At 71.3% G+C, this 24,635-nt stretch carries 19 protein-coding genes; 13 read left to right on the forward strand and 6 right to left on the reverse strand.

Annotated elements, in window-relative coordinates; genetic code table 11:
• The first annotated feature begins 82 nt into the window (after positions 1–82).
• Complete coding sequence (gene pip, locus ACZ6TD_RS16665) at positions 83–1,048, forward strand: prolyl aminopeptidase (RefSeq protein WP_471354765.1); 966 nt, start codon at positions 83–85, stop codon at positions 1,046–1,048.
• A 364-nt stretch (positions 1,049–1,412) separates the two neighbouring features.
• Entirely contained in the window at positions 1,413–1,805 is a 393-nt protein-coding gene (locus tag ACZ6TD_RS16670; RefSeq protein WP_471354767.1) for a glycosyl hydrolase, read from the forward strand.
• 56 nt (positions 1,806–1,861) lie between these two features.
• Here ACZ6TD_RS16670 and ACZ6TD_RS16675 read toward each other — a convergent pair whose 3' ends face one another.
• Together ACZ6TD_RS16675 and ACZ6TD_RS16680 are read right to left on the reverse strand one after the other, a co-directional pair.
• Positions 1,862–2,050: a DUF397 domain-containing protein gene (locus ACZ6TD_RS16675; RefSeq protein WP_471354769.1), complete on the reverse strand. Its 189-nt coding sequence runs from the start codon at positions 2,048–2,050 to the stop codon at positions 1,862–1,864.
• A gap of 4 nt (positions 2,051–2,054) precedes the next feature.
• Complete coding sequence (locus ACZ6TD_RS16680) at positions 2,055–2,864, reverse strand: helix-turn-helix domain-containing protein (RefSeq protein ID WP_471354771.1); 810 nt, start codon at positions 2,862–2,864, stop codon at positions 2,055–2,057.
• Positions 2,865–3,129: 265 nt separating this feature from the next.
• Between ACZ6TD_RS16680 and ACZ6TD_RS16685 the strand changes: the two genes are divergently transcribed.
• From ACZ6TD_RS16685 to ACZ6TD_RS16695, 3 genes are read left to right on the forward strand one after another with little or no spacing between them, the layout of a single operon-like run.
• Positions 3,130–3,573 carry an ATP-binding protein gene (locus ACZ6TD_RS16685; RefSeq protein WP_471354773.1) on the forward strand — a complete coding sequence of 148 codons (444 nt, stop codon included), beginning with the start codon at positions 3,130–3,132 and terminating at the stop codon, positions 3,571–3,573.
• Positions 3,574–3,627: 54 nt separating this feature from the next.
• A complete protein-coding gene (locus ACZ6TD_RS16690) occupies positions 3,628–4,236 on the forward strand; it encodes an acyl-CoA-like ligand-binding transcription factor (protein WP_471354775.1) in 609 nt (202 codons plus the stop codon).
• Between the two features lie 32 nt (positions 4,237–4,268).
• Positions 4,269–5,723: an FAD-dependent monooxygenase gene (locus ACZ6TD_RS16695; protein WP_471354776.1), complete on the forward strand. Its 1,455-nt coding sequence runs from the start codon at positions 4,269–4,271 to the stop codon at positions 5,721–5,723.
• A gap of 10 nt (positions 5,724–5,733) precedes the next feature.
• Here ACZ6TD_RS16695 and ACZ6TD_RS16700 read toward each other — a convergent pair whose 3' ends face one another.
• Entirely contained in the window at positions 5,734–6,519 is a 786-nt protein-coding gene (locus tag ACZ6TD_RS16700; protein ID WP_471354778.1) for a methyltransferase domain-containing protein, read from the reverse strand.
• A 155-nt stretch (positions 6,520–6,674) separates the two neighbouring features.
• Between ACZ6TD_RS16700 and ACZ6TD_RS16705 the strand changes: the two genes are divergently transcribed.
• From ACZ6TD_RS16705 to ACZ6TD_RS16725, 5 genes are all read left to right on the forward strand, one after another.
• A complete protein-coding gene (locus ACZ6TD_RS16705) occupies positions 6,675–8,795 on the forward strand; it encodes a bifunctional polysaccharide deacetylase/glycosyltransferase family 2 protein (protein ID WP_471354780.1) in 2,121 nt (706 codons plus the stop codon).
• Positions 8,796–8,908: 113 nt separating this feature from the next.
• Positions 8,909–10,237 (forward strand): LCP family protein, encoded by a 1,329-nt coding sequence (locus tag ACZ6TD_RS16710; RefSeq protein WP_471354782.1) that lies wholly within the window; start codon positions 8,909–8,911, stop codon positions 10,235–10,237.
• Positions 10,238–10,431: 194 nt separating this feature from the next.
• A complete protein-coding gene (locus tag ACZ6TD_RS16715; protein ID WP_471357802.1) occupies positions 10,432–11,244 on the forward strand; it encodes a carbohydrate ABC transporter permease in 813 nt (270 codons plus the stop codon).
• Between the two features lie 69 nt (positions 11,245–11,313).
• Positions 11,314–11,706 carry an effector-associated constant component EACC1 gene (locus tag ACZ6TD_RS16720; RefSeq protein ID WP_471354783.1) on the forward strand — a complete coding sequence of 131 codons (393 nt, stop codon included), beginning with the start codon at positions 11,314–11,316 and terminating at the stop codon, positions 11,704–11,706.
• Complete coding sequence (locus tag ACZ6TD_RS16725) at positions 11,693–15,985, forward strand: caspase, EACC1-associated type (RefSeq protein ID WP_471354785.1); 4,293 nt, start codon at positions 11,693–11,695, stop codon at positions 15,983–15,985. The genes ACZ6TD_RS16720 and ACZ6TD_RS16725 overlap by 14 nt, the downstream gene beginning before the upstream one ends.
• Positions 15,986–15,991: 6 nt before the next feature.
• On the opposite strand, the gene ACZ6TD_RS16730 is transcribed toward ACZ6TD_RS16725, so the two are convergent.
• From ACZ6TD_RS16730 to ACZ6TD_RS16740, 3 genes are all read right to left on the reverse strand, one after another.
• Positions 15,992–17,170, reverse strand: a complete 1,179-nt coding sequence (locus ACZ6TD_RS16730) for a hypothetical protein (RefSeq protein ID WP_471354787.1) — start codon at positions 17,168–17,170, stop codon at positions 15,992–15,994.
• On the reverse strand, positions 17,161–18,525 hold the full coding sequence (locus tag ACZ6TD_RS16735; protein ID WP_471354789.1) for a hypothetical protein: 1,365 nt from the start codon (positions 18,523–18,525) through the stop codon (positions 17,161–17,163). The genes ACZ6TD_RS16730 and ACZ6TD_RS16735 overlap by 10 nt, the downstream gene beginning before the upstream one ends.
• A 106-nt stretch (positions 18,526–18,631) precedes the next feature.
• Positions 18,632–19,657 carry a 6-phosphofructokinase gene (locus ACZ6TD_RS16740; protein WP_020868358.1) on the reverse strand — a complete coding sequence of 342 codons (1,026 nt, stop codon included), beginning with the start codon at positions 19,655–19,657 and terminating at the stop codon, positions 18,632–18,634.
• 209 nt (positions 19,658–19,866) lie between these two features.
• Here ACZ6TD_RS16740 and pta point away from each other — a divergent pair, with 209 nt between their 5' ends.
• The 3 genes from pta to pyk all read left to right on the forward strand — a co-directional run bounded on the left by pta (position 19,867) and on the right by pyk (position 24,625).
• Positions 19,867–21,984 carry a phosphate acetyltransferase gene (gene pta, locus ACZ6TD_RS16745; protein ID WP_471354791.1) on the forward strand — a complete coding sequence of 706 codons (2,118 nt, stop codon included), beginning with the start codon at positions 19,867–19,869 and terminating at the stop codon, positions 21,982–21,984.
• Positions 21,981–23,126 (forward strand): acetate kinase, encoded by a 1,146-nt coding sequence (locus ACZ6TD_RS16750; RefSeq protein WP_471354793.1) that lies wholly within the window; start codon positions 21,981–21,983, stop codon positions 23,124–23,126. Before pta ends, ACZ6TD_RS16750 begins: the two co-directional genes overlap by 4 nt.
• A gap of 71 nt (positions 23,127–23,197) precedes the next feature.
• Positions 23,198–24,625, forward strand: a complete 1,428-nt coding sequence (gene pyk, locus ACZ6TD_RS16755) for a pyruvate kinase (RefSeq protein WP_471354795.1) — start codon at positions 23,198–23,200, stop codon at positions 24,623–24,625.
• Positions 24,626–24,635 lie beyond the last annotated feature (10 nt).

Below are 24,635 nucleotides of genomic sequence, written 5' to 3' on the forward strand. Positions count from 1 at the left end.
CGGGGACAAATCAGGTGACGCCACGTCAGCCATCGCCTAGCCTCGCGAGGTTGCCCTTTCGCGCCTTCAGGAGGAGACCGCCGTGGCCGAGCCGTTCCCGCCCGTCGAACCGTACGCGCACGGCCTCCTCGAGGTCGGCGACGGAAACCGGATCTACTGGGAGACCAGCGGGAATCCCCAGGGGAAGGCGGCCTTGTGCGTGCACGGCGGCCCCGGCAGCGGTGGGCACCGCGGCGTGCGCGCGATGTTCGATCCCGAGGTCTTCCGGATCGTCCTGTTCGACCAGCGTGGCTGCGGTGAAAGCCTGCCGCACGCCTCCGACCCGTCCGTCAGCCTCGATCACAACACCACCGACCACCTCATCGCCGATATGGAGCGACTGCGCGAGCACCTGGGCATCGACCGCTGGCTCCTCTACGGCGGCTCCTGGGGCTCAACGCTGATCCTGGCCTATGCCGAGCGCTACCCCGAGCGCGTCTCCGAGATCGTCATCGCGGGCGTCACCATGACCCGGCCGGAGGAGACCCACTGGCTCTACCACGGTGTCGGACGCCTGCTGCCCGGCGCCTGGGAGACGTTCCGCGACGGGGTGCCGGAGGCGGAACGGGGCGGCGATCTCGTCGCGGCCTACGACCGGCTGGTGAACAGTCCGGACGAGTCGGTCAGGGTCGAGGCGGCGCGGGCCTGGTGCGCCTGGGAGGACGCCGTCATCGCCCACGAGGCACTGGGTCATCCGGGCTACTACAGCGACAAGCCGGACGACGCGCTGATGGCCTTCGTCCGGATCTGCGCCCACTACTTCTCCCATGACGCGTGGCTCGAGGACGGACAACTCCTCCGCGACGCACACCGGCTGTCCGGCATCCCCGCGGTGCTGATCCACGGGCGACTCGACCTGGGCAGTCCGTTGCAGAGCGCGTGGGAGCTGTCCAAAGCCTGGCCGGACGCGGAACTGAAGGTGATCGACGACTCGGGGCACACGGGCAGTCCCACGATGCGGGTCGCGGCCCTGGAAGCGATCGCCCGCTTCGGCAAGACGGGGCGGTGACGGTCTGAACCCGGCCGGGCCCCCGGCGGCGGCGCCCCCGGCGGTGGCGGGGCCCTCCGTCCGTACGCCGAGGCCGGACCCGGGTGCCGTGAGTGCGGCCCCCGTCAGCACGGCCGCGATCAGCAGGGCGCACACCGCCGCCGTGGCGATCGTCGACGGTCCGGTGCCCGACGCCCGGCTCATGTCCCTGTCAGTGCTCACACCCTCAACTGTCCGCGGGGGCGGTCGCGTTCACATGAGGTACGTCACAGCGGCGACTTCAGGCCATACCCACCCACATCGGGCGGGACCGGTCCCGGCGGGCTTGCGGTACACCCGGTATGTCGCTGAATGAGCGACTCACACAACCGGAAGGACACCAGTCATGGGTACGCGCAACGCCCTCCTCGGGACCATCGCCGCAGCGGGGCTCACCGGAGCCATGCTCACCGCGGTGACGGCGACTCCGGCTCAGGCCGCCGAAGGCTGCAACACCAACAACGCCAGGACGGTCGCGTCCGCCTCGACCCACTCCCGCGGCATCGAGCTGCGGTACAACGGGACATGCGCATGGGGCAGGATCTTCGGCTCCCCGGGTGACCTGGTGTGGGTGGACCGCAGCTACGACGGCGGCCGAACCTGGAACCAGCTCAGCGTTACCAAGATCAACACCGGCGGCAGCAACCACACCGACGCGTTCAACAACAAGGGCAACCTCATGCGGGCCTGCGGCAAGGCCAGCAACTATCCGGATGTCGCCTGCACCATCTGGTGGTGACCTGAACATATCTCCATGGCCCGTGGTGTCTACGGAAGCAGACACCACGGGCTCGCTCACGCTTGAGGCCCGCCGACGTGGGCGGCCTGGAAGGCCGCCCACGCGGCGGGGGTGAACCGGAGTATTCGACCCTCCGGGTCCTTGGAGTCACGTATGGCCACGACGTCGGGCACGTTCATGGCCACCTCGACGCACTCCTGCGTTCCGTTGCTGTAGGTCGACTTGCGGAAGTCGAAGGTCGTCATGAGCTCACAGTTTCTTGATCAGCGTCCCGATGAAGGTACGGGACTCGGCTTCGGGGAGAGCCATCCTCGCGGTCTCCTCGAACAGTTTTGCGTGCCGCGCGACTCCATCGCCACCCTCCACCCACGTTTCGGAGAGCGGTAGCTCCATGTAGACCACGTCCATGGCCCCGGGCTCCGCGAACGAGAGGATGTTGAAAGAGCCTGTGAGACTCGCGACAAGTCCGGCGCTGAACGGGAGTACCTGGATGGTGACATTCGGCCGCTCTCCCCAGTCGAGGAGACTCGACAACTGCTCACGCGCCATTGCGGGCTCGGCCCCGGGAATACGCAGCGCCGCCTCCGGAATGACGGCCCAGAGGGAGAGTGGCGACTCGCCTGAAAGCCTGCGTTGCCGCGCGGCCCTGGAGGCGGCGAACTCCTCCACGCGGTCCGGAAGCTCGTCCGGCACGGTCGCTCGACGCACCGATCGAGCGTAGCCAACGGTCTGGAGCAGGCCCGGAATGAAGGAAACCTGCCACGCCTTGATCGCGGTGGCGGCATTCTCCAGCGGCACGTACTCCTTCATGGTGCCGGTGAACGCGGCCTCGTTCCACCAGCCCTTCGCCTTGCGGCGTTCGCGGTCGATGCGCGCCAGCTCCAGCAGCCCGCCGACGGTCGCGGGGTCGTTGGCCCCGTACAGCGCGCACAGGGCGCGGATGTCCGGGTCCCGGATGGGGACCCACCCGCCCTCCATCTTCGCGACCTTGCCCGTCGAAGCGCTGAGCGCCTTCGCCGCGTGCGTCTGCGTCAGGCCCGCCCTGGCCCGGAGGCTCATCAGCTCGGCGCCCAGTCTCCTCCCCAAGACGCTTGATGTGCTGTTCCCTTGGGTGGACTGACCCTCTGTCACCGTGCACCTCACCTCCGTGATGTGACGCCAGTCTGGAGCGTAGCGAGGCGCCTCGCAAGCGAGATCGGTTGAATTTTCCTCAGTGGAGTTGAACCGATCACCATCACGGCGCTACGGTCCGTAATGAACCGCTCGCACAGGGACGTCAGTTGGCGGACGCACTCCGCCCTGCCCTGCCCACTGGAGGTACGCGATGGCATTCGCGCCCCAAGACCCCCGGAACCCGGACCCCAGCGACCCCGTCGTCCACGAGGGCCGCGTCGACTACGTCCCGACACCGATAAGCGTGACCAGGGCCCGCCAGCATGCCGCACGACTCATCGCCGACTGGGGATACCCCGCACTCGCCGACGACACGGCGCTCATCGTGTCCGAGCTGGCCACCAACGCCGTTCGGCACGGGCACGTACCCGGGCGGCTCTTCCGCGTACAGGTCACGCTCATCAAAACCCGCCTGCGGATCGCCGTATCCGACCCCCGGGGCGAACGGCTCCCCCGGCCCCGCCGCCCGTCGCCCCGCGACAAGCACGGTCGCGGCCTGCTCATCGTCCGCGCCCTCGCGGACCGTTGGGGCGTCCGCGAACGCACCGTCGGCAAGGGGACCTGGGCCGAGCTGGACCTGACCACGTCACCCTGAAATTTGCGCGCCCCGCATATTTGCGGGTCGCGCAAGTTTTGCTACGCTCGCCGCATGGGACTGCGAGAGCGGAAGAAGGCCCAGACGCACGCCGCGCTCAGCTGGGCCGCGGTGCGGCTGACCGTGGAGCGTGGGTTCGACAAGGTCAAGGTGGAGGACATCGCCGAGGCCGCCGGGGTCTCGCCGCGTACGTTCAACAACTACTTCTCGAGCAAGGCGGAGGCGATCGTCTTCCGCCACCTCGACCGCTGTCTGCGCGTCGCGGAGGCGTTGCGCGAACGGCCGGGCGAGCCGCTGTGGGACGCGATCACCGACTCCGTGCTGCGGCAGTTCGCGCCGGACGCGGAGGCGGTCGCCCATCCGCCCGTCGCCGACGCGGCGCAGTGGACGGCGGGCGTGCGGGTGATGGTCGCGGAACCGGCTCTTCAGGGTGAGATGTCGCGGGCCGGGGCCGTCGCCGAGGCCGAGATCGCGGCGGCCGTCGCCGAACGCACCGGCAGCGACCTGCAGCGGGACCTGTACCCGCACCTCGTCGCTTCGGCGGTCATGGGCGCGGTCAACACCGCCATCGCGCACAGTCTCCGCACCGACCCGGCCGTGCCGGTGCGCGACCTGCTCACGGACGCCCTCGCCCGGATCGCGGCGGGGCTGTCCACCCCGTAAGGCCCCCTATCCCCTGACCCGAAAGGGAATCCATGATCGAGGTCGTCATCGCAGGCGCGGGGCCCAACGGCCTGATGCTCGCCTGCGAACTCGCCCTGGCCGGTGTGCGCCCGGTCGTCCTGGAACGTCTGACGGAACCGGACGACAACCAGCGCGCGAACGGCCTGGTGGGCCAGGTCGTGCGCCTGCTCGACCGGCGCGGGCTGTACGAGCGGCTGGCCGCGCCGCACACCACGCCTGAGCCGGCGCCCCGCTTCACGTTCGGTGCATTCCCGCTCGACCTGAGCGATCTGCCGGACAACCCGCTGTACACCCTTCCGGTGCCGCAGCGCCGGATCGAGTCCATGCTCGCCGAGCGCGCGGCGGAGCTGGGCGTCGACATCCGGCGCGGGCATGAGGTCATCGGCCTGACGCAGGGCGAGAAGTCGGTGACGGTCGAGCTGCGCGAACGGGAGCCGATCGAGGCGGAGTTCGTGGTCGGCGCCGACGGCGGGCGCAGCGCGGTCCGCAAGCTCGCCGGGATCGCGTTCCCCGGTGTGACGACGGACGACTCGGTGTCGCGCACCGCGCAGGTGAGCGTGGACCCGGACGCCATCGGTGCCGACGGCGGCCTGACCGTGCCCGGTTTCGGCGTCATACCACCGTTCCAGCATCTGCGGACCGAGCACGGGCTGATCACCTGGGCGCCGTTCCCGGGCCGCGACCCGGCGTTGAGCACCGTGGAATGGGGGCAGCCGGCCGAGGGCGAGGCATCGCTGGACGAGCTGCGGGCCAGCGCCCGCCGGGTGCTCGGCGCGGACATCACCGTCGCCCCGCCGACCGGTCCGGGGCCGCATCTGATGCGGCGGCTGTTCGGCGGCAACACCCGGATCGCCGAGCGGTACCGCGCGGACCGCGTCCTGCTGCTCGGCGACGCCGCACACGTGCACTCGGCGATCGGCGGCCCGGGGCTCAACCTGGGACTGCAGGACGCGGTGAACCTCGGCTGGAAGCTGGCCGCTGAGGTGCGCGGCCACGCGGCGGAGGGGCTGCTCGACACGTACGAGTCGGAGCGGCACCCGGCGGCGCGGCGGGTCGCCATGCATACCCAGGCGCAGTCGCTGCTGACCCGGCCGGGCGGCGATGTGACGGCGCTGCGCGAACTGTTCGGCGAACTGCTGGACCAGCCCACGACCCGGCGGCACCTCGCGGGGCTGCTCTCCGGCGCGGACATCACCTACGCCATGGGACCGGCCACCGGCCCCCTCGTCGGCCACTGGGCGCCGGACCTCCCGGGCCTCCGCGACCTGACCCGCACCGCCCGCCCCCTGCTCCTGGACCCCACCGGCACCCTCGACCCGGGCCCCTGGTCACCCCACGTCGACACCGCGACCGTCCCCGGCCTCGACACCGCCCTGCTGCTCCGCCCCGACTGCTACATCGCCTGGCAGGGCACCACGAACGACGGTCTGCACGAGGCCCTGGGCACCTGGTTCCGGCCCGTCTGAGGCCGCCCGGCTACGCCTCCGCCACCACCACGTACAGCGTCGCCGAGGCGAAGAACGGGCCGTGGGCGAGGTGGTGCAGCCACTCGGCGGCCTGGTCCTCGGTGAGGTAGCCCGCCTCGACGGCACGGCGGGTGGTGCGCTCGAATCCGAAGGTCCGGTCCGCCGCGCGGACATCGCGGAATACCTGAGTGGCCGGGATGACCTCCGGCACCCGGAACCCGGCACCGGTGGCGAGCCGGGCGAGCTCGCGGCCGATGGTGGCGTTGCGGATCACCCGCTCGGTGATGTGGCGGGTGTAGGCGCGGGAGAGCGCCGGGTCGGGGTGGTCGACGGCGAGGGTGTCCCAGTCGGGCTCGGCCATCACCAGCCGTCCGCCAGGACGCAGGACCCGGTGGAACTCGGTGAGGGCCCGCGCCGGGTCGTCCACATGCTGCAGCACCCGGTCGGTGCGCGCGCGGTCCACCGCGGCATCGTCCAGCGGCAGGGCGTGGACATCGGCCCGCCGCAGCTCGACGCACGGATGCGCGGCGCCGCGCGCCGCCGCCCCGTCCAGCATCTCCTGGTCGCGGTCGATCCCGATGACCGTACCGCCGGGGGCCACCGCCGCCGCGAGGGCCGGGAGATCGGCGCCGGGTCCGCAGCCCGCGTCGAGGACGGCCAGCCCGGCCCGGAGGTCGAGGGCGTCCAGCATCCGCGCCTTGTAGTCGCGTCCGGCGTCGCTCGCGGCGAACCGGGTGAGGTAGTCGGCGGACGCGGGCCTGGTGGTCTCGAAGACCGACGCATCGGAAGAGGTCATCGCGTCAGTCAAGCAGAGCCGCCCCGCGGAGGCGGGCCTTCCGCGTGCCCACTACGCGATCCGGCCACCCGGCGGGGAGCGTCCCGGGAATTCTTATCCATTCACGCTGCTTCACCGGACCCCTTCCGCACCCGACAACTACGGTGCGACCAACCATGTTTGAGGGCAACCGGTCGAAAAAACGCCAGGAACCACACCACCCGTCCCGGGGAGGTCGGCACAAGGCGGCCCGTGATCCGCGCGCGCACTGGCTGCTCCTTCTGCTCGTCCTTCCGGTCATGTTCGGCCTGCTGATGTTCCAGGGCTGGACCAACCACGAGGTCGACGCGGCGAAGGCGCGGCGGCCGTGCACCAGCCCGGTGCCCCGGGCGCTGGCCGACGGCGGGCCGGTGGTGCAGATCAACGGGGGCCAGGTGCGGACCGTGGGCATGCCCGCCGGGACGGTGGCGCTGACCTACGACGGCGGGCCCGACCCCGTCCAGACCCCGCGCCTGCTGGACCTGTTGCGCCGGTACGACGCGCGGGCCACGTTCTTCGTCTCCGGCGCCAAGGCGGCCCAGTACCCCGACCTCGTACGCCGGATCCGCGCCGAGGGCCACGAGATCGGGTCGAACACCTACACCGGCGCCGACATGGGCACGGCCTCCTCCAGCCGCTCCCGGATGGAGCTGTCCCTCACCGAGTCGGCGCTGGCGGGGTCCGTGGGAGTCCAGCCGAGGCTGCTGCGGCTGCCGCTGACCACCGATGTGGACACGCTGTGCGGCGACGAGTGGCAGGCGGCGCGGCGCGTGGCCGCCGAGGGCTATGCGCTGGTGGCCGCCGACCGGTCGGGCAAGAAGCCCTCGCAGGGGCTGGTCCGGCAGTTCAGCCAGACGGACACCGCGTACCAGGAGACGGAGAAGCTGCTCAAGGACCCGCGCGCCAAGAAGTTCACCACCGTGACCGGCGGGCTCGGCGTGCCCCCGGTCGACGTCCCGGTCTCCGGCCTGGAGCGCTGGGAGGGCAAGGCGCTGATCTGGGTCGCGGCCATCGGCCGGGGCTTCGTGTCCACCATGACGTGGGTGCTGGGGATCGCGGGGGCGCTGGGGGTGCTGCGGCTGCTGATGCTGGTGGTGTTCGCCCGCACCCATGTCCGGCGGCTCACCCGCTTCCGGCCCGGGAAGCAGGTCAACGAGCCGGTGACGGTGCTGATCCCCGCGTACAACGAAGAGGCGGGCATCGAGGCCACCATCCGCTCGCTGCTCGCCTCCACCCATCAGCGGCTGCAAGTGATCGTGATCGACGACGGCTCGACGGACCGTACGGCCGATATCGCCGCGAGCGTCAACGACCGCCGGGTGCTGGTGGTCCGCCAGCCCAACGCGGGCAAGGCAGCCGCCCTCAACACCGGGCTGGCGCACACCAAGCACGACATCGTGGTGATGGTCGACGCCGACACCGTCTTCGAACCGGACGCCATCCACCAGCTCATCCAGCCGCTCGCCCACCCGGCCATCGGCGCGGTCAGCGGCAACACCAAGGTGGGCAACCGGCGCAGCCTGCTGGGCAGGTGGCAGCACCTGGAGTACGTCTTCGGATTCAACCTCGACCGCCGGATGTTCGAGGTGCTGGAGTGCATGCCGACCGTGCCCGGCGCCATCGGGGCCTTCCGGCGCGACGCGGTGATGGGCGTCGGCGGGGTCAGCGAGGACACCCTCGCCGAGGACACCGACCTCACCATGGCGCTGTGGCGGGCGGGCTGGCGCGTGGTGTACGAGGAGACCGCCGTCGCCTGGACCGAGGTGCCCACCTCGCTGCGCCAGCTGTGGCGGCAGCGGTACCGCTGGGGGTACGGCACGCTCCAGGCCATGTGGAAGCACCGCCGCGCGGTGGTCTCGCTGGGCTCGGTGGGGCGGTTCGGCCGCCGGGGGCTCAGCTATCTCACGCTCTTCCAGGTGCTGCTGCCGCTGCTGGCGCCGGTGATCGACCTCTTCGCCCTGTACGGCGCGCTCTTCCTCGACCCGGCGCAGGCGGCCGGGGTGTGGTTCGGCTATCTCGGCATCCAGATGGTCTGCGCCGGATACGCGCTGCGGCTGGACGGTGAGCGGATGCGGGCGCTGTGGTCCCTGCCCTTCCAGCTCTTCGTCTACCGGCAGTTGATGTATCTGGTGGTCATCCAGTCCGTGGTCGCCCTCCTGCTCGGGACGCGGCTGCGGTGGCACCGCATCCAGCGCTCCGGGACGGCCGCCCAGGCGCTCGGCGGGGCACCCGCGCACCGGAGCCTGACATCGAGGTGACGTACGGCGAGGTGACGTACGGCGACCGGGTCCGCGTTCAACGCGGCGCCGAAGTTGTCATACCTCTATGAATGGACGGCGGGCGCCTCCGGCCGCTCGGCAGACTGCCGCCCATGAGCGATCGGTTGGACGGGTGGGCCGCCGGGGACCGGCCGTCGGCGCGGGCCTGGGAGATCTCCACGGCGGACACGCAGAGCATCCCCGTGCAGGAGGGCCAGGGGATCCCCGCGCAGGGGCCCCAGGGCGTGCCCGCGCAGGGGCCGCAGGGCCTCTTCGCGCAGGGGCCGTCCGCGCCACCGGGTGTCCCCGCGCCCCATGGCGTCCACGCGCCCCACGGCGTGCCCACCAAACCGGCCCCCTACCGGACGGGCGACGAGAGCCGCGCCCCCGAGCCCGTACCCCCACCCGTGCCCACCCCCACCGTCCGGCGCCGCGCCCCCAAGGAGCCGCTCAGCCGGCGCCGCCGGATCGTCCGGCTGGCCATCGTGGCGGTCTCCGCACTGCTTCTCGCCTCCGGCAGCGCCTACGTCTGGGCCGACACCCAGCTCAACCGCGAGGTCGACCTCGGCAGGGCACCGGACCGCCCGCCGCCCGGCAAGGGCACCAACTACCTCATCGTGGGCTCCGACAGCCGGGAGGGCCTCTCGGAGGAGGCCAGGAAGAACCTGCGCACCGGCTCGGCCGAGGGCCGCCGCACCGACTCGATGATGGTGCTGCACACCGGCGCCAACGGCACCACGATGATGAGCCTTCCGCGCGACTCCTGGGTGAACATCCCCGGTTTCGTCCGCCCCGAGACCGGCAGGCGCTACAACCCGTCCCAGAACAAGCTGAACGCGGCCTATTCGATGGGCGGCCCCGATCTGCTCGTCTCGACCATCGAGCGCAACACGGGGCTGCGCATCGACCACTACGCGGAGATCGGCTTCTCCGGGTTCGTGGACGTCGTGGACGCGGTCGGCGGGGTACGGATGTGTGTGGACCGGGACATCAAGGACCCCAAGTCCGGGCTGGACCTGACGAAGGGCTGCCACACCCTCGACGGCGCGAAGGCGCTCGCCTTCGTCCGCCAGCGCAAGCAGGAGGCCAAGGGGGATCTGGGCCGCACCCAGAACCAGCAGAAGTTCCTGGCCGCGCTCGCCGACAAGGCCGCCACGCCCGGCGTCCTGGCCAACCCGTTCGCCGCCTTCCCGACCGTGCGCGCGGGGCTCGACACCCTCATCGTGGACAAGGACATGGGCCTGCCCACCCTGATGTCCCTCTTCGAGGCGATGAAGGGCGTCACCTCGGGCAACGGCAAGCAGCTCAACGTCCCGGTGTCCAACACCAACCTCCGCACCTCCAAGGGCAGCGCCGTGCAGTGGAACGTGACACAGGCGCGGCGCCTCTTCGACCAGTTGCGGAACGACCAGCCGGTGACGATCGCCCCGCAGACGCCGTAGGGGAACGGCGCAAGGAGCGACCCGCGCACGCGTCTTCCCCAACGCGCGTGGCAACCGGTTACATGGACGGACGCTGATCGACTGCGCTCGCAAGCGCGCGAGGAGGTCCGAGGTTGTCCGCGCTCTCCGCCCGCCCCGCCCGCCCCTGGCCCCGCTCCGCCAAGAGCCGTAACCGCCCCCGCTGGTCCCCTCGGCTGCGCCGCCGGCTGGCCGCCGACGCCGCGCTGCTGCTCATCGCCGCCGCGTTCCTGCTGCCGCTCGCCTGGCTGGTCCTGGCCTCCGTCGACAACGATGCCACCCTGCGGGTCTCGGCGCCCGGCTCGCCCACGCTGGACAACTTCTCCGCGGTGTGGACGGACGAGATCACCTTCACGCCGATGCTCAACAGCCTGCTCCTGTGCGGCGGCGCCACCATCCTGACCGTCGCCTGCGCGGCCCTCGCCGCCTACCCCCTCTCCCGCTTCCGCTCCCGCGTCGTGCGCCCGTACCTGCTGACGGTGCTCTTCACCACCTGTCTGCCGATCACCGCGATCATGGTTCCGGTCTACGGACTCTTCGTCCAGGTGGACCTCATCGACACCATGTCCGGCACGGCCCTCTTCCTCGCCGCCTCCCAACTCCCGTTCGCCATCTGGCTGATGAAGAACTTCATGGACGGCGTGCCGGTGATCCTGGAGGAGGCGGCATGGACCGACGGTGCGTCCTGGCTGCAGAGCCTGACCCGGGTGATCCTGCCGCTGATGGGCCCGGGCATCACGGTCGTGATGATCTACAGCTTCATCATGATGTGGGGCAACTTCTTCGTCCCCTTCATGCTCCTGCTCTCCCCCGAACAACTCCCCGCGTCCGTCTCGATCTTCACCTTCTTCGGCAACTACGGCCAGGTCGTCTACGGCCAGCTCGCCGCGTTCTCGATCCTCTACTCCACGCCCGTGCTCCTGCTCTACGTGCTGATCTCCCGCCGCCTGGGCGGCGGCTTCGCCCTGGGCGGCGCCGTCAAGGGATGACGGATCCGTGAGAAAATCCGCTGCTACGACCTGTGGTGGCAGGGGAGTTGGACGGGCGAGGGGGCGCAGGTGGAGTTCCGCATCGACACAGAGGACCGGACCGAGGACCAGGGCGACGACGGCGAGGCGCTGCTGTCGCTGTACCGGTGGCTCTACGGGGACGACGCGCTGGAGCGGACGACCGAGGTCGAGCTGCGGGAGGCGGCACCGGAGGAAGGCGCCATGGGCGGCGCCTGGGACGTGGTGAACGTCGTGCTCACCCACGCCACCGCGCTGGCCAACCTCGCGCTGGCCCTGGCCGCATGGCGGCAGAACCACCCGTCCGCGCCCCCGCTGAACGCCCAGGCGAACGGGGTGACGGTCACCGTGCGGACGGACGACCCGGAGGCGGTGCGCCGGCTGCTGGAGGCCCTGCACACCCCCGACCCCGGTGCGGAGGGCGACTCCGGTGCGGAGGGCTGAGGCCGTGCGGCTGCCGGACCCGGCCACCTCACGGGCGGTGCTGATCGGCGTCCACGCCTTCGAGCACCTCGACGACCTGCCCACCATCGAGAACAACATCAACCGGCTGTACGACGCGCTGACCGACCCCGAGCTGTGGGGGCTCCCCAAGGAGCACTGCCGGAAGATCCTCCAACCGCACCTGGCGCAACAGGTGATCGAAGAAATCGGGCAGGCGGCCGACGAGGCGAAGGACACCCTCTTCGTCTACTACGCCGGTCATGGACTGCTCGACACACAGGCCACGGACGCCTCGGACCGGCTCTGTCTGGCACTCCCGGCCGCCGACGGCGATGCCCGGCTGCACTGGGCCCTGCGCTACAAGGAGGTACGGAGGAAGGTCCAGCGGCCGCGGCTGGCCCGGCGCAAGGTGGTCGTCCTCGACTGTTGCTACAGCGGTCAGGCCGCCGTCGCCATGGGCCCGTCGGACCTCCACGACGAGGCCGAGATCGAGGGCGCGTACGTCCTCACCTCCTCCGGGGCCGGCTCCCGGTCGTACGCCCGGCCGGGCGCGGAGCTGACCGACTTCACCGGTGAGCTGCTGGCACTGATCGAAGGGGGCGTGGCGGGCGGGCCGGAGCTGCTCACCGTCGACGACCTCTACCAGGGGGTCCGGCGGGCCGCCGCCCACAAGGGCCTGGCCAAGCCGCACAAGCTGGCCACCGACCAGGGCGACCGGGTGGCCCTGGTGCGCAACCGCGCTTACGTCCCCGAGCTGCCCCCGGCCTCCCCCGCCGCCGTCGAGGGCGCCGCGCCCGCCGGGCGGCTGAGCCGGTACGACCTGGACCGGCTGATCGAGGCCCAGAAGAACGAGGCGGCCAGCTTCCCGTACGAGGACCTCCTGGAGGGGTTCCGCCGCCCCCGCTTCACCGAGGTCTACGTACGCCAGCAGATGACCGCCCAGGGCCTGGACGCCGAGCACCACGGCGACGGCATGGCGGAGCCGTCCCGGCCCGGTGAATGGTCCCGGTCGCGGGAGCGCGAGGAGCGGCGGGCCGAGGCCGGTGCCCCGGCCCTGGAGGGCAAGCAGGACCGCCGGGTGTCCCAGTCCCTGAAGTCCGTCCTGGAGTCGCCGGAGCATCTGCTGATCACCGGCGGCCCCGGCATGGGCAAGTCGTCGCTCATCAGCCAGCTGCCCGGGGAGCTGCCCAAGGACGCGGTGCCGATCCGCGTCACGGCCAAGCGCCTCGCCCCGCACGCGCTCAGCCACCGGCCCTGGCAGGAGGCGATCGCCGCCTCGGTCGAGAAGGGCATGCTCCCCGCCGGTCTCGACCGGCTCCCGGACCGGCCCGCCCCGGACGGGCGGTGGGTGATCCTCATCGACGCGCTCGACGAGGTCTCCGACATCGGGGCCCGGGACCGGCTGGTGGACTGGGTGGACGGCATCCTGGGCCCGCCGCGCGATCTGCCGTTCCGGCTGATCCTGACCAGTCGCCCGCCGACCCCGGCCGACCGCCACAAGCTGATCCGCGCGGGCATGGCGCACTACACGCTGGAGCCGTTCACCGCGGACGGCCTGGAGCGCTTCGCGGCGGGGTGGTTCCACGACGCCCCGGTCCCCGGGCAGGCGAAGCGGTTCCTGGCCCAGCTGCGCGAGGGGCACCTGCTGGACGTGGCCAAGGTGCCGCTGCTCGCCACCATCGCCGCGATCGTCTTCGAGAAGTCCCCGGACAAGCCGCTGCCCAAGCAGCGCTTCGACCTGTACGAGGAGTTCCTGACGCATCTGGCGGAGGGGCGCGGCAAGCGGGTGAAGGAAGACCTGCTGACCCGGCTGGAGGAGCTGCGGAACAGCGAACGGCTGGTGGACGGGATCCGGCAGCACCGATCCGAGCTGGGCAAGCGGCTCGCCGTGGCGGCCTCCCAGGGCGAGACGGACCTGCTGAGTCACGCCGAGACCTGGATACGACAGCTCGCCGAGGAGCTGGACGTGGCCATTCCGCTCACTCCCCGATGGCACAAGACCCTGTTCGCGCTCGCGGAGTACACAGGTCTGGTCACCCGGGACGGGGACAACATCCGCTTCTGGCACCTGTCGTTCGCCGAGCACCTGGCGGCGGAGGTCCACGAGGCGGAGCTGCCGGGCACGTTCGACCCGGAGGCGGAGGTCTGGCGGACCTGGCTCCGCCATGTCTTCAACGGAACGGGCCAGGAGGAGGTCGCCCGGCTCGTCCTGGTCCGGCACACCCACAACCACCCGGACAGCGCCCTCCTCCCGTGGCTCCAGCAGCGGACCGACCACCATCAGGCGCTGGTCGGTGAGTTGCTGCTGCGCGGGGCGCGGGCCGGCGGGCCGGTGCTCACGACGTTCTGCGCGATGCTCCGGCGGATGCTGGTCCGGCCGGCGGACGAACAGGACGACCTGCTCACCACGACCGCGCTCCTGGGCGACCCCGAGGTCTCCGCGACGCTCGCCCAGGTCATGGGGGACGACACGGCCGCCATCACCGGACGCGTCATCGCCGCCCAACTGCTCACCGAGCGGAGCGGGCCCATGGCGGAGACGGCGGTGGAGTACCTGTGGACGGTCATCGACGACCCGCACCTCCCGGACATGGACCGGGTGCGCGCGGCCACCGCGGTCGCCAGGACCCGGCACCCCTCGCGCGACCGGGCCGCCGAGGCGTTGCTGACGACGATCCGTGACGACCGGATCGCCCTCTCCGAACGCCGTGCGGCGGCGGAAGCCCTGGGAAGTTTGGGAGGGGACCGTCCGGCGCAGGCGCAGGAATGCCTGAACGAGCTCATGTGGGCCCCCGGTGTCACGGCATATGAGCGTGTGTCTCTGGGGGAATCCCTGGCCAAGCTCTCGCCCGCGTCGTGCCCCGCGGCGCTCGCCGCCCTCGAAACGTCGGCCGAGGACTCGGCCACCGGCGTCTCCGAACGGATTAATCTGCTGCGCATCATCGCCATGCTGGACCCCGACCGCAGGCCCCGGTCCATCGAGCATCTCGAGGACCTGGTGACGTCGCGCCGGACCGACGCCCGCTACCGGGCCAAGGCGGCCCAGACGCTGGCGGAGATCGCGCTGGACCGGGTCGAACCGGCCGTGGCCGCGCTCTGGGACCTGGTGCGCAATTCCCGTCTCGACGTGGGCGACCGTATGGACGCGGCGGAGCGGCTCGCCGACCTCGACGCCGCCCACCGGACCGAGGTGGCCGACGAGCTGTACCGGCTGGCCGAGTCCCCGCACTGCGGTGTGGGGTACAAGATCCTCGCGGTCGTGAAGTCCGCCGAGCTCGCGCCCCGGACCAGGGATCGCTGTCTGGCCCTGCTGACCGCCATCGCGACGGATCCCGCCCACGACTGGGACGACCGGCTCAACGCGGCCTCGAGCCTGAGCGACATGGACCCACAGAACACCGAACTACTCATTCCTCTCCTGGAAAACGCCCTGAATGCTCCGGGCGTGAGCTCTCGCGACCGGGCGGCGGCCGCGGGCCACCTCGGGAAGCTCAGCGACGGCCACCGCATGCAGGCCGTGGAGATGCTGTCCCGCCGGGTCACGTCCCCGGACACTACCCTCCGGGAAGCGTGGGAACTGTCTGAGACGTTGGCGCTGCTCGCCCCGGACCGCGCCCAGGAGGCGGAGGCTGCTTTCACCCGGCTGTTCGACTCCCCGTTCCTTCGTCCTCTCGAGCGCTGCGATGCCGCCAAATCCCTCGTCCGGCTGGCGCCGCACGCGCAGTCCCGTGTCGTCGAGAACCTGCTGCGACACGCTGCCCAGGAGACAGAACCGATCTATGTGCAGTGGACACTGACCACCGCGATCGAAATCGACCCGGGACAACGCGAGGCAGCGGACCGGCTGCTGCGCTCACGGCTGGCCGCCGCCACCGGTGTGGGGTCGGACTACCCATGGTTCGCGCAAGCGCTGGCCGAGGTGGGCGGTTCGTCGGCGCGCGCGGAGGTCATTCGCCACTTGGAGGTCCGTTTCACCGAGGCCAACGACGCGGAGGCACGGCTGGAGGTGGCGGACCACCTCGCCAGGATCGACCCCAAGGCACTGGAATCGGTGCTGGACGGGCTACTGACCATCGCCTGCGATGAATCGTGTCCCGCGCAGTACCGCGTCCGCGCGTCCGCCCGGATCGGTGGAATCGGCCGGGCCCATCACGAGCGGGCCCGGACGCTCCTGGAAGCCATAGCCGCCGATGAGCTCTGCGACACGAGGCAACGGCAGAAAGCCCAGGAGGAGCTGCAGAACCTCCACGACGTCCCGCCGCCCCTCCCGCCTGCCTGACCGGCCTCAGCCGCCGGGCAGGCTCGGCGCGGCGCAGCCGTGGTGTCTGGCCGAGGCGGCGGCGAAAGCCGCCAGGGCGGCGCGTTCGTAGGCGAGGTCGGGCCGTCGGCGGGTCTCGCCGTCGGCGGCGTCGGCGCGGATGAGGTAGAGGGCGGACTCGGCGCCGCGCGGGCAGGCGGCACCGGCCCAGTAGGCGCTCCGGCCGAGCCGCCCGGCGGGCTTCTCGGCGGGGGTCACGTTCTCGTAGTCGTAGTCCCGGGTGTACTGGGAGCGGGCGTCCTCCGCGTAGGGGCCGTAGTACGCCTCCAGCCGGTAGAGCGGTGAGCCGTCCCGGGTGCCGAGGACGCAAGCTTCGCGCGGTGCGCGGTCGCGGGCGGTCTCGCGGGCGGTGGAGACGGCGGAGCGCGAGGCGGTGGGGACGGCCGCGCAGGTGCCCTTGGCGCCGAGCAGCGGTTCGTACTCGTCCTCGTTCACCGGCAGGCCGACGGTGCGGACCGGCTTGCCCAGGCGCGCGCCGCAGCCCCAGTGGTCGTTGGCCGCCTCGGCGGTGGCGGTGGCGGTGCGGACGAAGTCGGGGCGCACGGCGGGGTCGTCGAGGGTGGCGGCCCCGCGCAGCGCGGTCTCGACGGTGATCAGCAGACTGTCGCCGCGCCGGGCGCAGTCGAGAGTTATGGCGGTGGTGGCCGTGCCGTCCTCGGAATCGTCCAGCCGTGCGGTGTCGGTGGCGAACAGGCCGGACCAGCCGTGGCCGAGGGGAACGGGGAGCGTGCGGCGGGCGGGTACCGCGGTGTAGAGGTCGTCGTATCCGTACTCGGCGCGGGGGCGGGGCGAGCCCGCGATGGAGACGGCGATATGGCCGGTGTCCTCGGCGGTGATCCGGCAGCGGACGGAGAGGGAGTTGGCCCGCCCGGCGCCGTTCTTCTCCTTCTTGGCGGCCTTCTCTCCGAAGGAGCCCTCGGTGCGGTTGGTCACGTCCAGTTCGGTGTCGTCGCCGAGCACCGAGCGGACCTCGCCCACCGGGAGCACCCCGTCGCAGGCCCCCGCCAGCGCCCGGTCCGCGCTGCCCACGAACCAGACGAACGCTCCGGTGAGGGCGGCCAGCGCCACCGCGACGGCCACCAGGGCACGGACCTGACGCCGGGTGAGCCGGGTGAGCGGGGTGAGTGTGGGTCGGGTCAGTGCCACTGCTCCACCTCCCCGAGCACCTTGGTGTCGCGGCACTTCGCGGACGCGGGCCAGCCGTCGTCGGCGTCGAGATAGCGGTCCAGGACCGTACGCGCGGCGGTGGACAGCCTGGCGCGGTCCTTGCCGCCGATGACGGCCGTCTCGCCGTCCTCGAGCCGGATCTCGGGGAGGACGGACACCCGGTGGTAGGTGGTGCGGCCGCCGCACACCGACCGTGCCCACAGGGCGAGTTGGGGCCGTCCGGCGTAGGAGGAGACACGGTCCTCCTGCCGGGTGTCAGCGCCCGGGTCCGCCTCGGAGTCCGTCTCGGAACCGGCCTCGGAGGGGCGCTTGTCGTCCTCCGCTCCCCACCCGGGCACATGGCCCTCGCGTTCGTAGGAGTCGTACGCCGAGCGGCCGAGGATCCCCGACCAACTGGCCGCCTCGACCTCGGTGACCTGCCACTGCTTCGGGCGCGGGCGCTCACCGGCGTTCTTCTCCGCGTCCCACTCCCCGGCGCAGGCGCTCAGGCCGGTGGAGTCCTGGAGATCGCCGAGGGTGGTCCAGGACCCGGGGGCGACACCGGGGAGCGAGGAGCCGTCGATCCACTCGCATTTACGCAGGCCCTGGCCGGGCGCGCCATGGGTCTCGTCCGTGTCCACCACGGCGGTGGGCGTCGTGAGCGGGCCGGAGCCGCAGTGCTGGGCCTTGGTGAGGGCGTTGGCCACGTGCACGGCGGTACGGAAGCCGAGGAGCGCGGTGGCGCGGTCCGGCTTGCCGTTCGCCGCCGTCGCCTCGTCGGCCTTGTCGGGCTCGTCCGCCGAGTCGGTCCCGTCCGTCCCGTCAGTCCCGTCGGTCCCGTCCGTCACCCGGGCCGCCACATAGAGATCGGTCGTGGGCCGGACCCGGCCGCCGAGCCCGCCCAGGCAGTCGGCCACCAGCCAGGCGCCCCGCTTCCCGTACTGGCCGGTGGTGCCCGGCGCCACGAAGGTGCCACGGCCACCGGCCGGTTCCAGGAGGTCCCGGGTCTCGACGGCCTCGGGCACATCGGAGACCAGCGCCTCGGCGTGGACCGTGACCCCGTATCCGTCGCCCCACGACAGGGAGCAGTCCAGCAACGAGCGGCTCTCCTGGCCGGGGGCGAGCATCGTGCCGTGCTGTCTGAGCTCGCCCGGCCGCTCGTCGCGCACCAGCCGTTCGAGGTCCCCGTACGGCAGGGTGCCGTCGCACGCCTTCCTCAACTGGGCCCGGTTGGCGGCGAGATGGCCGCCGCCGCTGTCCCGGGTCACGAGGACGGCCCCCGCGATCCCCACGACCGCCATCAGTACGACAAGGGGCGTGCGGCGCTGCCACACACGGCCCCATAAACCACGCATCCCGCCCGTAACTCCTTACATCCCCTGACCAGTTCCCCCTTGATCAGGCGGGGACAGTATCAGAGGGCCGGGACCTGGGCGGCGGGGAGAGCGGGGGCGTACCGGATCAGAAGACCGACTCGGCCTCGTCCATCCGGTCCACCGGCACGGTCTTGAGCTCGGTGACCGCGTTGGCGATCGGCACCATCGTGATGTCCGTGCCGCGCAGCGCGGTCATCATGCCGAAGTCGCCCCGGTGTGCCGCCTCGACGGCGTGCCAGCCGAAGCGGGTGGCCAGCACGCGGTCGTACGCGGTGGGCGTGCCGCCGCGCTGCACATGCCCCAGGATGACCGGGCGGGCCTCCTTGCCCAGGCGCCGCTCCAGCTCGGCCGCGAGGCGGTTGCCGATCCCGGTGAACCGCTCATGGCCGTACTGGTCGATCTCGCCCTTCTGGTACTCCATGGAGCCCTCGGCCGGGTGCGCGCCCTCGGCGACGCAGATGACGGCGAACTTCTTGCCGCGGGCGAACCGCTCCTCGACCATCTTCACCAGCCCGTCGACCTCGAAGGGCCGCTCCGGCAGGCAGATCCCGTGGGCCCCGCCGGCCATCCCGGACTCCAGCGCGATCCAGCCCGCGTGGCGCCCCATGACCTCGACGACCATCACCCGCTGATGGGATTCGGCGGTGGTCTTCAGCCGGTCCATGGCCTCGGTGGCCACGCCGACGGCGGTGTCGAAGCCGAAGGTGCGGTCGGTGGAGGAGATGTCGTTGTCGATCGTCTTGGGGACGCCGACGATGGGCAGCCCGGCGTCGGAGAGCATCCGCGCCGCGGTGAGGGTGCCCTCGCCGCCGATCGGGATCAGCACGTCTATCCCGTAGTCGCGGGCGTGGTCCTTCGAGGTCTCGCACGCCTCGCGCAGCCGGGCCCGCTCCAGCCGGGAGGAGCCCAGGATGGTGCCACCGCGGGCGAGAATGCCGCTGACGGCGTCGAGGTCCAGCTTGCGGTGACGGCCGTCGAGGAGCCCCTTGAAGCCGTCCTCGAACCCGATCACCTCGTCTCCGTGGCCGGCGACCGCGCGGTGCACCACCGACCGGATCACAGCGTTGAGGCCGGGGCAGTCGCCGCCTGCGGTGAGAACTCCGATGCGCATCGTGCTGTGTCTCCTGCTCCCTACGGGTAGATGTGAGCCAGTCCGATTGTTTCATGGGCGGGGTGGTGCTGTATCCCCCGAGCGACAAGCGCCTTAATCACGGTCGCAGGTATTGTCAAGAGGACTGGGCCGGTCAATGTGGCCAATCTGTGTCCGATGGGCGCACATAAGGAAAACACCGACGAACGCCAGAGGAACGGAGAGCACGCGTGACACGCAGCGTGTACGTGACCGGAGTCGAGCGTGGCGACGGACGCCAGGTGGTGGAGCTGGGAGTCATGGAGCTCCTGACCCGCCATGTCGACCGGGTCGGCGTCTTCCGCCCTCTGGTGCACGACGACCCCGACCGCCTCTTCGACCTGCTGAAGGCGCGCTACCGGCTCAGCCAGTCTCCGGAGTCCGTCTTCGGCATGCGTTACGAGGACGCGGCCACGCTCCAGGCCGAGCGGGGCACCGACGAGCTGGTCTCGCAGCTGATCGGCCGCTTCCACGAGGTGGCCGACGCGTATGACTACGTCCTGGTGCTGGGCAGCGACTACGCGGCCACCAGCCTCCCCGACGAGCTGGGGCTGAACGCACGGCTGGCCAATGAGTTCGGCGCCTCGGTGATCACGGTGGTCGGCGGGCAGCAGCAGACCGCCGAGTCGGCCGGCGCCGAGGCCCACAACGCCTACCGCGCCTATGAGGGGCGGGGCTGCGACGTGGTCGCGGTGGTCGTCAACCGGGTGGCGCCCGCGGACCGGGCGGCCATCGCCGAGCGGCTGGCCGCCAAGCTGCCGGTCCCCAGCTATGTGCTGCCCGAGGACGGGTCGCTGTCGGCGCCCACCGTCTCCCACATCGTCCGCACCCTGGGCGCCGAGGTGCTGCTCGGCGATCACACCGGGCTCTCCCGGGACGTGCGGGACTTCGTCTTCGGCGGCGCGATGCTGCCGACCTTCCTGCCCGCGCTGACCGAGGGCTGCCTGGTGGTGACGCCCGGGGACCGCGCCGACCTGATCGTCGGCGCGCTCGCCGCGCACAGCGCGGGCGCCCCGCCGATCGCCGGGGTGCTGCTCACCCTGGACGAGCGACCGGGTCCCGACATCCTGGCGCTGGCCTCGCGGCTGGCCCCGGGGACCCCGGTGGTGTCGGTGGCGGGCGGGTCCTTCCCGACGGCGGCCGAGCTGTTCGCCATCGAGGGCAAGCTCACCGCGGGCGCGCCGCGCAAGGCGGAGACCGCGCTGGGCCTCTTCGAGCGGCATGTGGACACCGCGGCGCTGACCGAGCGCATCTCGGTGGGCCGCTCCGGCCGGGTCACCCCGATGATGTTCGAGCGCGAGCTGATCGAGCGGTCCCGGTCCCACCGCCGCCGGGTGGTGCTGCCCGAGGGCGCGGAGGAGCGGGTGCTGCGCGCCGCCGACGTACTGCTCCGCCGCGATGTGTGCGATCTCACACTGCTGGGTGAGGAGGATCCGATCCGCAAGCGCGCCGCCGAACTCGGCATCCAGCTCGCCGAGGCGCAGATCATCGATCCGCAGACCTCCCCGCTGCGGGAGCGCTTCGCGGAGGGCTACGCGAAGCTGCGCGCCCACAAGGGCGTCTCCTACGAGCTGGCGTACGACGTGGTGGCCGACGTCTCGTACTTCGGCACCCTGATGGTCCAGGAGGGGCTGGCCGACGGCATGGTCTCGGGCGCGGCGCACTCCACCGCCGCCACCATCCGGCCCGCCTTCGAGATCATCAAGACCGCGCCGGGCGCCCAGATCGTCTCCTCGGTGTTCTTCATGTGCCTGGCCGACCGGGTGCTGGTGTACGGCGACTGCGCGGTCAACCCCGACCCGGACGCCGAGCAGCTCGCGGACATCGCCATCCAGTCGGCGACGACGGCCGCCCAGTTCGGGGTGGAGCCGAGGATCGCGATGCTGTCGTACTCCACCGGCACCTCGGGCTCCGGCGCGGACGTGGACAAGGTCCGCAAGGCGACCGAGCTGGTCCGCGAGCGCCGCCCCGATCTGCTGGTCGAGGGCCCGATCCAGTACGACGCGGCGGTGGACGCCGCGGTGGCGGCGACCAAGCTGCCGGACTCCGAGGTGGCGGGCAAGGCCACCGTGCTGATCTTCCCGGACCTGAACACCGGCAACAACACCTACAAGGCCGTGCAGCGCTCGGCGGGCGCCGTCGCGGTCGGCCCGGTGCTCCAGGGCCTGCGCAAGCCGGTGAACGACCTGTCCCGAGGGGCACTCGTGCAGGACATCGTCAACACCGTCTCGATCACCGCCATCCAGGCCCAGTCCCCCACGTCTCCGGCATCCACGACGTCCCCGACACAGAAGGCGCAGTCCGCGTGAACGGCTCCCGAGTCCTCGTCCTCAACTCCGGCTCCTCGTCCGTGAAGTACCAGCTGCTGGACATGGCCGACGGCTCCCGTCCGGCCTCCGGCATCGTGGAGCGCATCGGTGAGGGCCCCGTCACCGACCACGCGGCGGCCCTCAAGCAGGTGGCCGACGAGCTGGCCGCCAAGGGGCTGGGCCTCGACTCGCCCGAGCTGGCGGCGGTCGGCCACCGGGTGGTGCACGGCGGCACCCGGTTCACCGAGCCGGTCCTGATCACCGACGAGGTGGTCGAGGAGATCGAGAAGCTGATCCCGCTGGCCCCGCTGCACAACCCGGCCAATGTCACCGGGATCAAGGTGGCCCGCTCGCTGCGCCCGGACCTGCCGCAGGTCGCGGTCTTCGACACGGCGTTCCACTCGACCATCCCGGAGGCGGCGGCGCGCTACGCGATCGACGTGGAGACCGCCGACCGCTGGGGGGTGCGGCGCTACGGCTTCCACGGCACCTCGCACGCGTATGTCTCCCGGGCCACCGCGAAGCTGCTGGGCAAGGAGCCCGCGGAGGTCAACACGATCGTGCTGCACCTGGGCAACGGGGCCAGCGCCTCGGCGGTGCGCGGCGGTGTGTGCGTGGAGACCTCGATGGGGCTGACCCCGTTGGAGGGCCTGGTGATGGGTACCCGTTCCGGGGACATCGACCCGGCGGCGATCTTCCATCTGTCCCGGGTGGGCGGTATGTCGACCGATGAGATCGACACGCTGCTCAACAAGCGCAGCGGGCTGGCCGGGCTGTGCGGGGACAACGACATGCGCGAGATCGGCCACCGGATGGGCGAGGGCGACCAGGCCGCCCAGCTGGCCTTCGACATCTACATCCACCGACTGCGGAAGTATGTGGGCGCGTACACCGCGGTGCTCGGGCGGGTGGACGCCATCGCGTTCACCGCCGGTGTGGGGGAGAACTCCGCGGCGGTACGGGAGGCCGCGATGCGCGGCCTCACCGCGTTCGGCATCGAGGTGGACGGCGTCCGCAACGCGCTGCGCTCCGCCACGGCGCGGCTGATCTCCACGGAGGCCAGCCGGGTCGCGGTGGCCGTGGTGCCCACCGATGAGGAGCTGGAGATCGCCAGCCAGACGTTTGACCTGGTCAGCGCCTAGTTCCGGTTCCACTCCGCTGTGCCCTTGACTGAAATATTCCGCTCCGAAACAAACCCGATAGGATCTGCCTCATGCGCCGTTCCAAAATCGTCTGCACTCTGGGCCCCGCCGTCGACTCCTACGACCAGCTGAAGTCCCTGATCGAGGCCGGGATGAACGTGGCCCGGTTCAACATGAGCCACGGAAGCCACCCGGAGCACGAGGAGCGGTACCACCGCGTCCGCAAGGCATCCGAGGAGACCGGGCACGCGGTCGGCGTCCTCGCCGACCTCCAGGGCCCCAAGATCCGTCTGGAGACCTTCAAGGACGGACCGGTGGAGCTGGTCCGCGGGGATGAGTTCATCATCACCACCGAGGACGTGGACGGTGACCGGACCATCTGCGGCACCACCTACAAGGGTCTGCCGGGCGATGTCTCCAAGGGCGACCAGGTCCTGATCAACGACGGCAATGTCGAGCTGCGGGTCACCGCCGTCGAGGGCCAGCGGGTGCGGACCATCGTCATCGAGGGCGGGGTGATCTCCGACCACAAGGGGATCAACCTGCCGGGTGCGGCGGTCAATGTGCCCGCGCTGTCCGAGAAGGACATCGAGGACCTGAAGTTCGCCCTGCGGATGGGCTGCGACATGGTCGCCCTGTCCTTCGTCCGGGACGCGGCCGACGTCCGGGACGTCCACCGGGTCATGGACGAGGTGGGCCGCCGGGTGCCGGTGATCGCCAAGGTGGAGAAGCCGCAGGCGGTCGCCAACATGACCGAGGTCGTCGCGGCCTTCGACGGGGTGATGGTGGCCCGTGGTGACCTCGCCGTGGAGTATCCGCTGGAGAAGGTCCCGATGGTGCAGAAGCGGCTGATCGAGCTCTGCCGCCGCAACGCCAAGCCGGTGATCGTCGCGACCCAGATGATGGAGTCGATGATCACCAACTCCCGGCCGACCCGCGCCGAGGCGTCCGACGTCGCCAACGCGATCCTGGACGGCGCCGACGCGGTGATGCTCTCCGCCGAGTCCTCGGTCGGCTCGTACCCGATCGAGACGGTCAAGGTGATGTCCCGGATCGTCCAGGCCGCCGAGCAGGAGCTGCTCTCGCGCGGTCTCCAGCCGCTGGTGCCGGGCAAGAAGCCGCGCACCCAGGGCGGTTCGGTGGCCCGCGCGGCGTGCGAGATCGCCGACTTCCTGGGTGCCAAGTCGCTGGTGGCGTTCACCCAGTCCGGCGACACCGCCCGTCGGCTGTCCCGCTACCGGGCCCAGCAGCCGATCGTGGCCTTCACCACCGACGCGTCCACCCGCAACCAGCTCACGCTGAGCTGGGGCGTGGAGTCCTTCGTGGTGCCGTACGTCGAGCACACCGACGCGATGGTCGACCTGGTGGACGCCGAGCTGCTGAAGCTGGGCCGCTACTCCGAGGGTGACACCATGATCATGACCGCCGGTTCGCCCCCCGGCGTCCCCGGCACCACCAACATGGTCCGGGTGCACCACCTGGGCGGCGCGGGCGAGTAGTCGCCGAACG

The organism is Streptomyces yongxingensis (assembly GCF_055597465.1).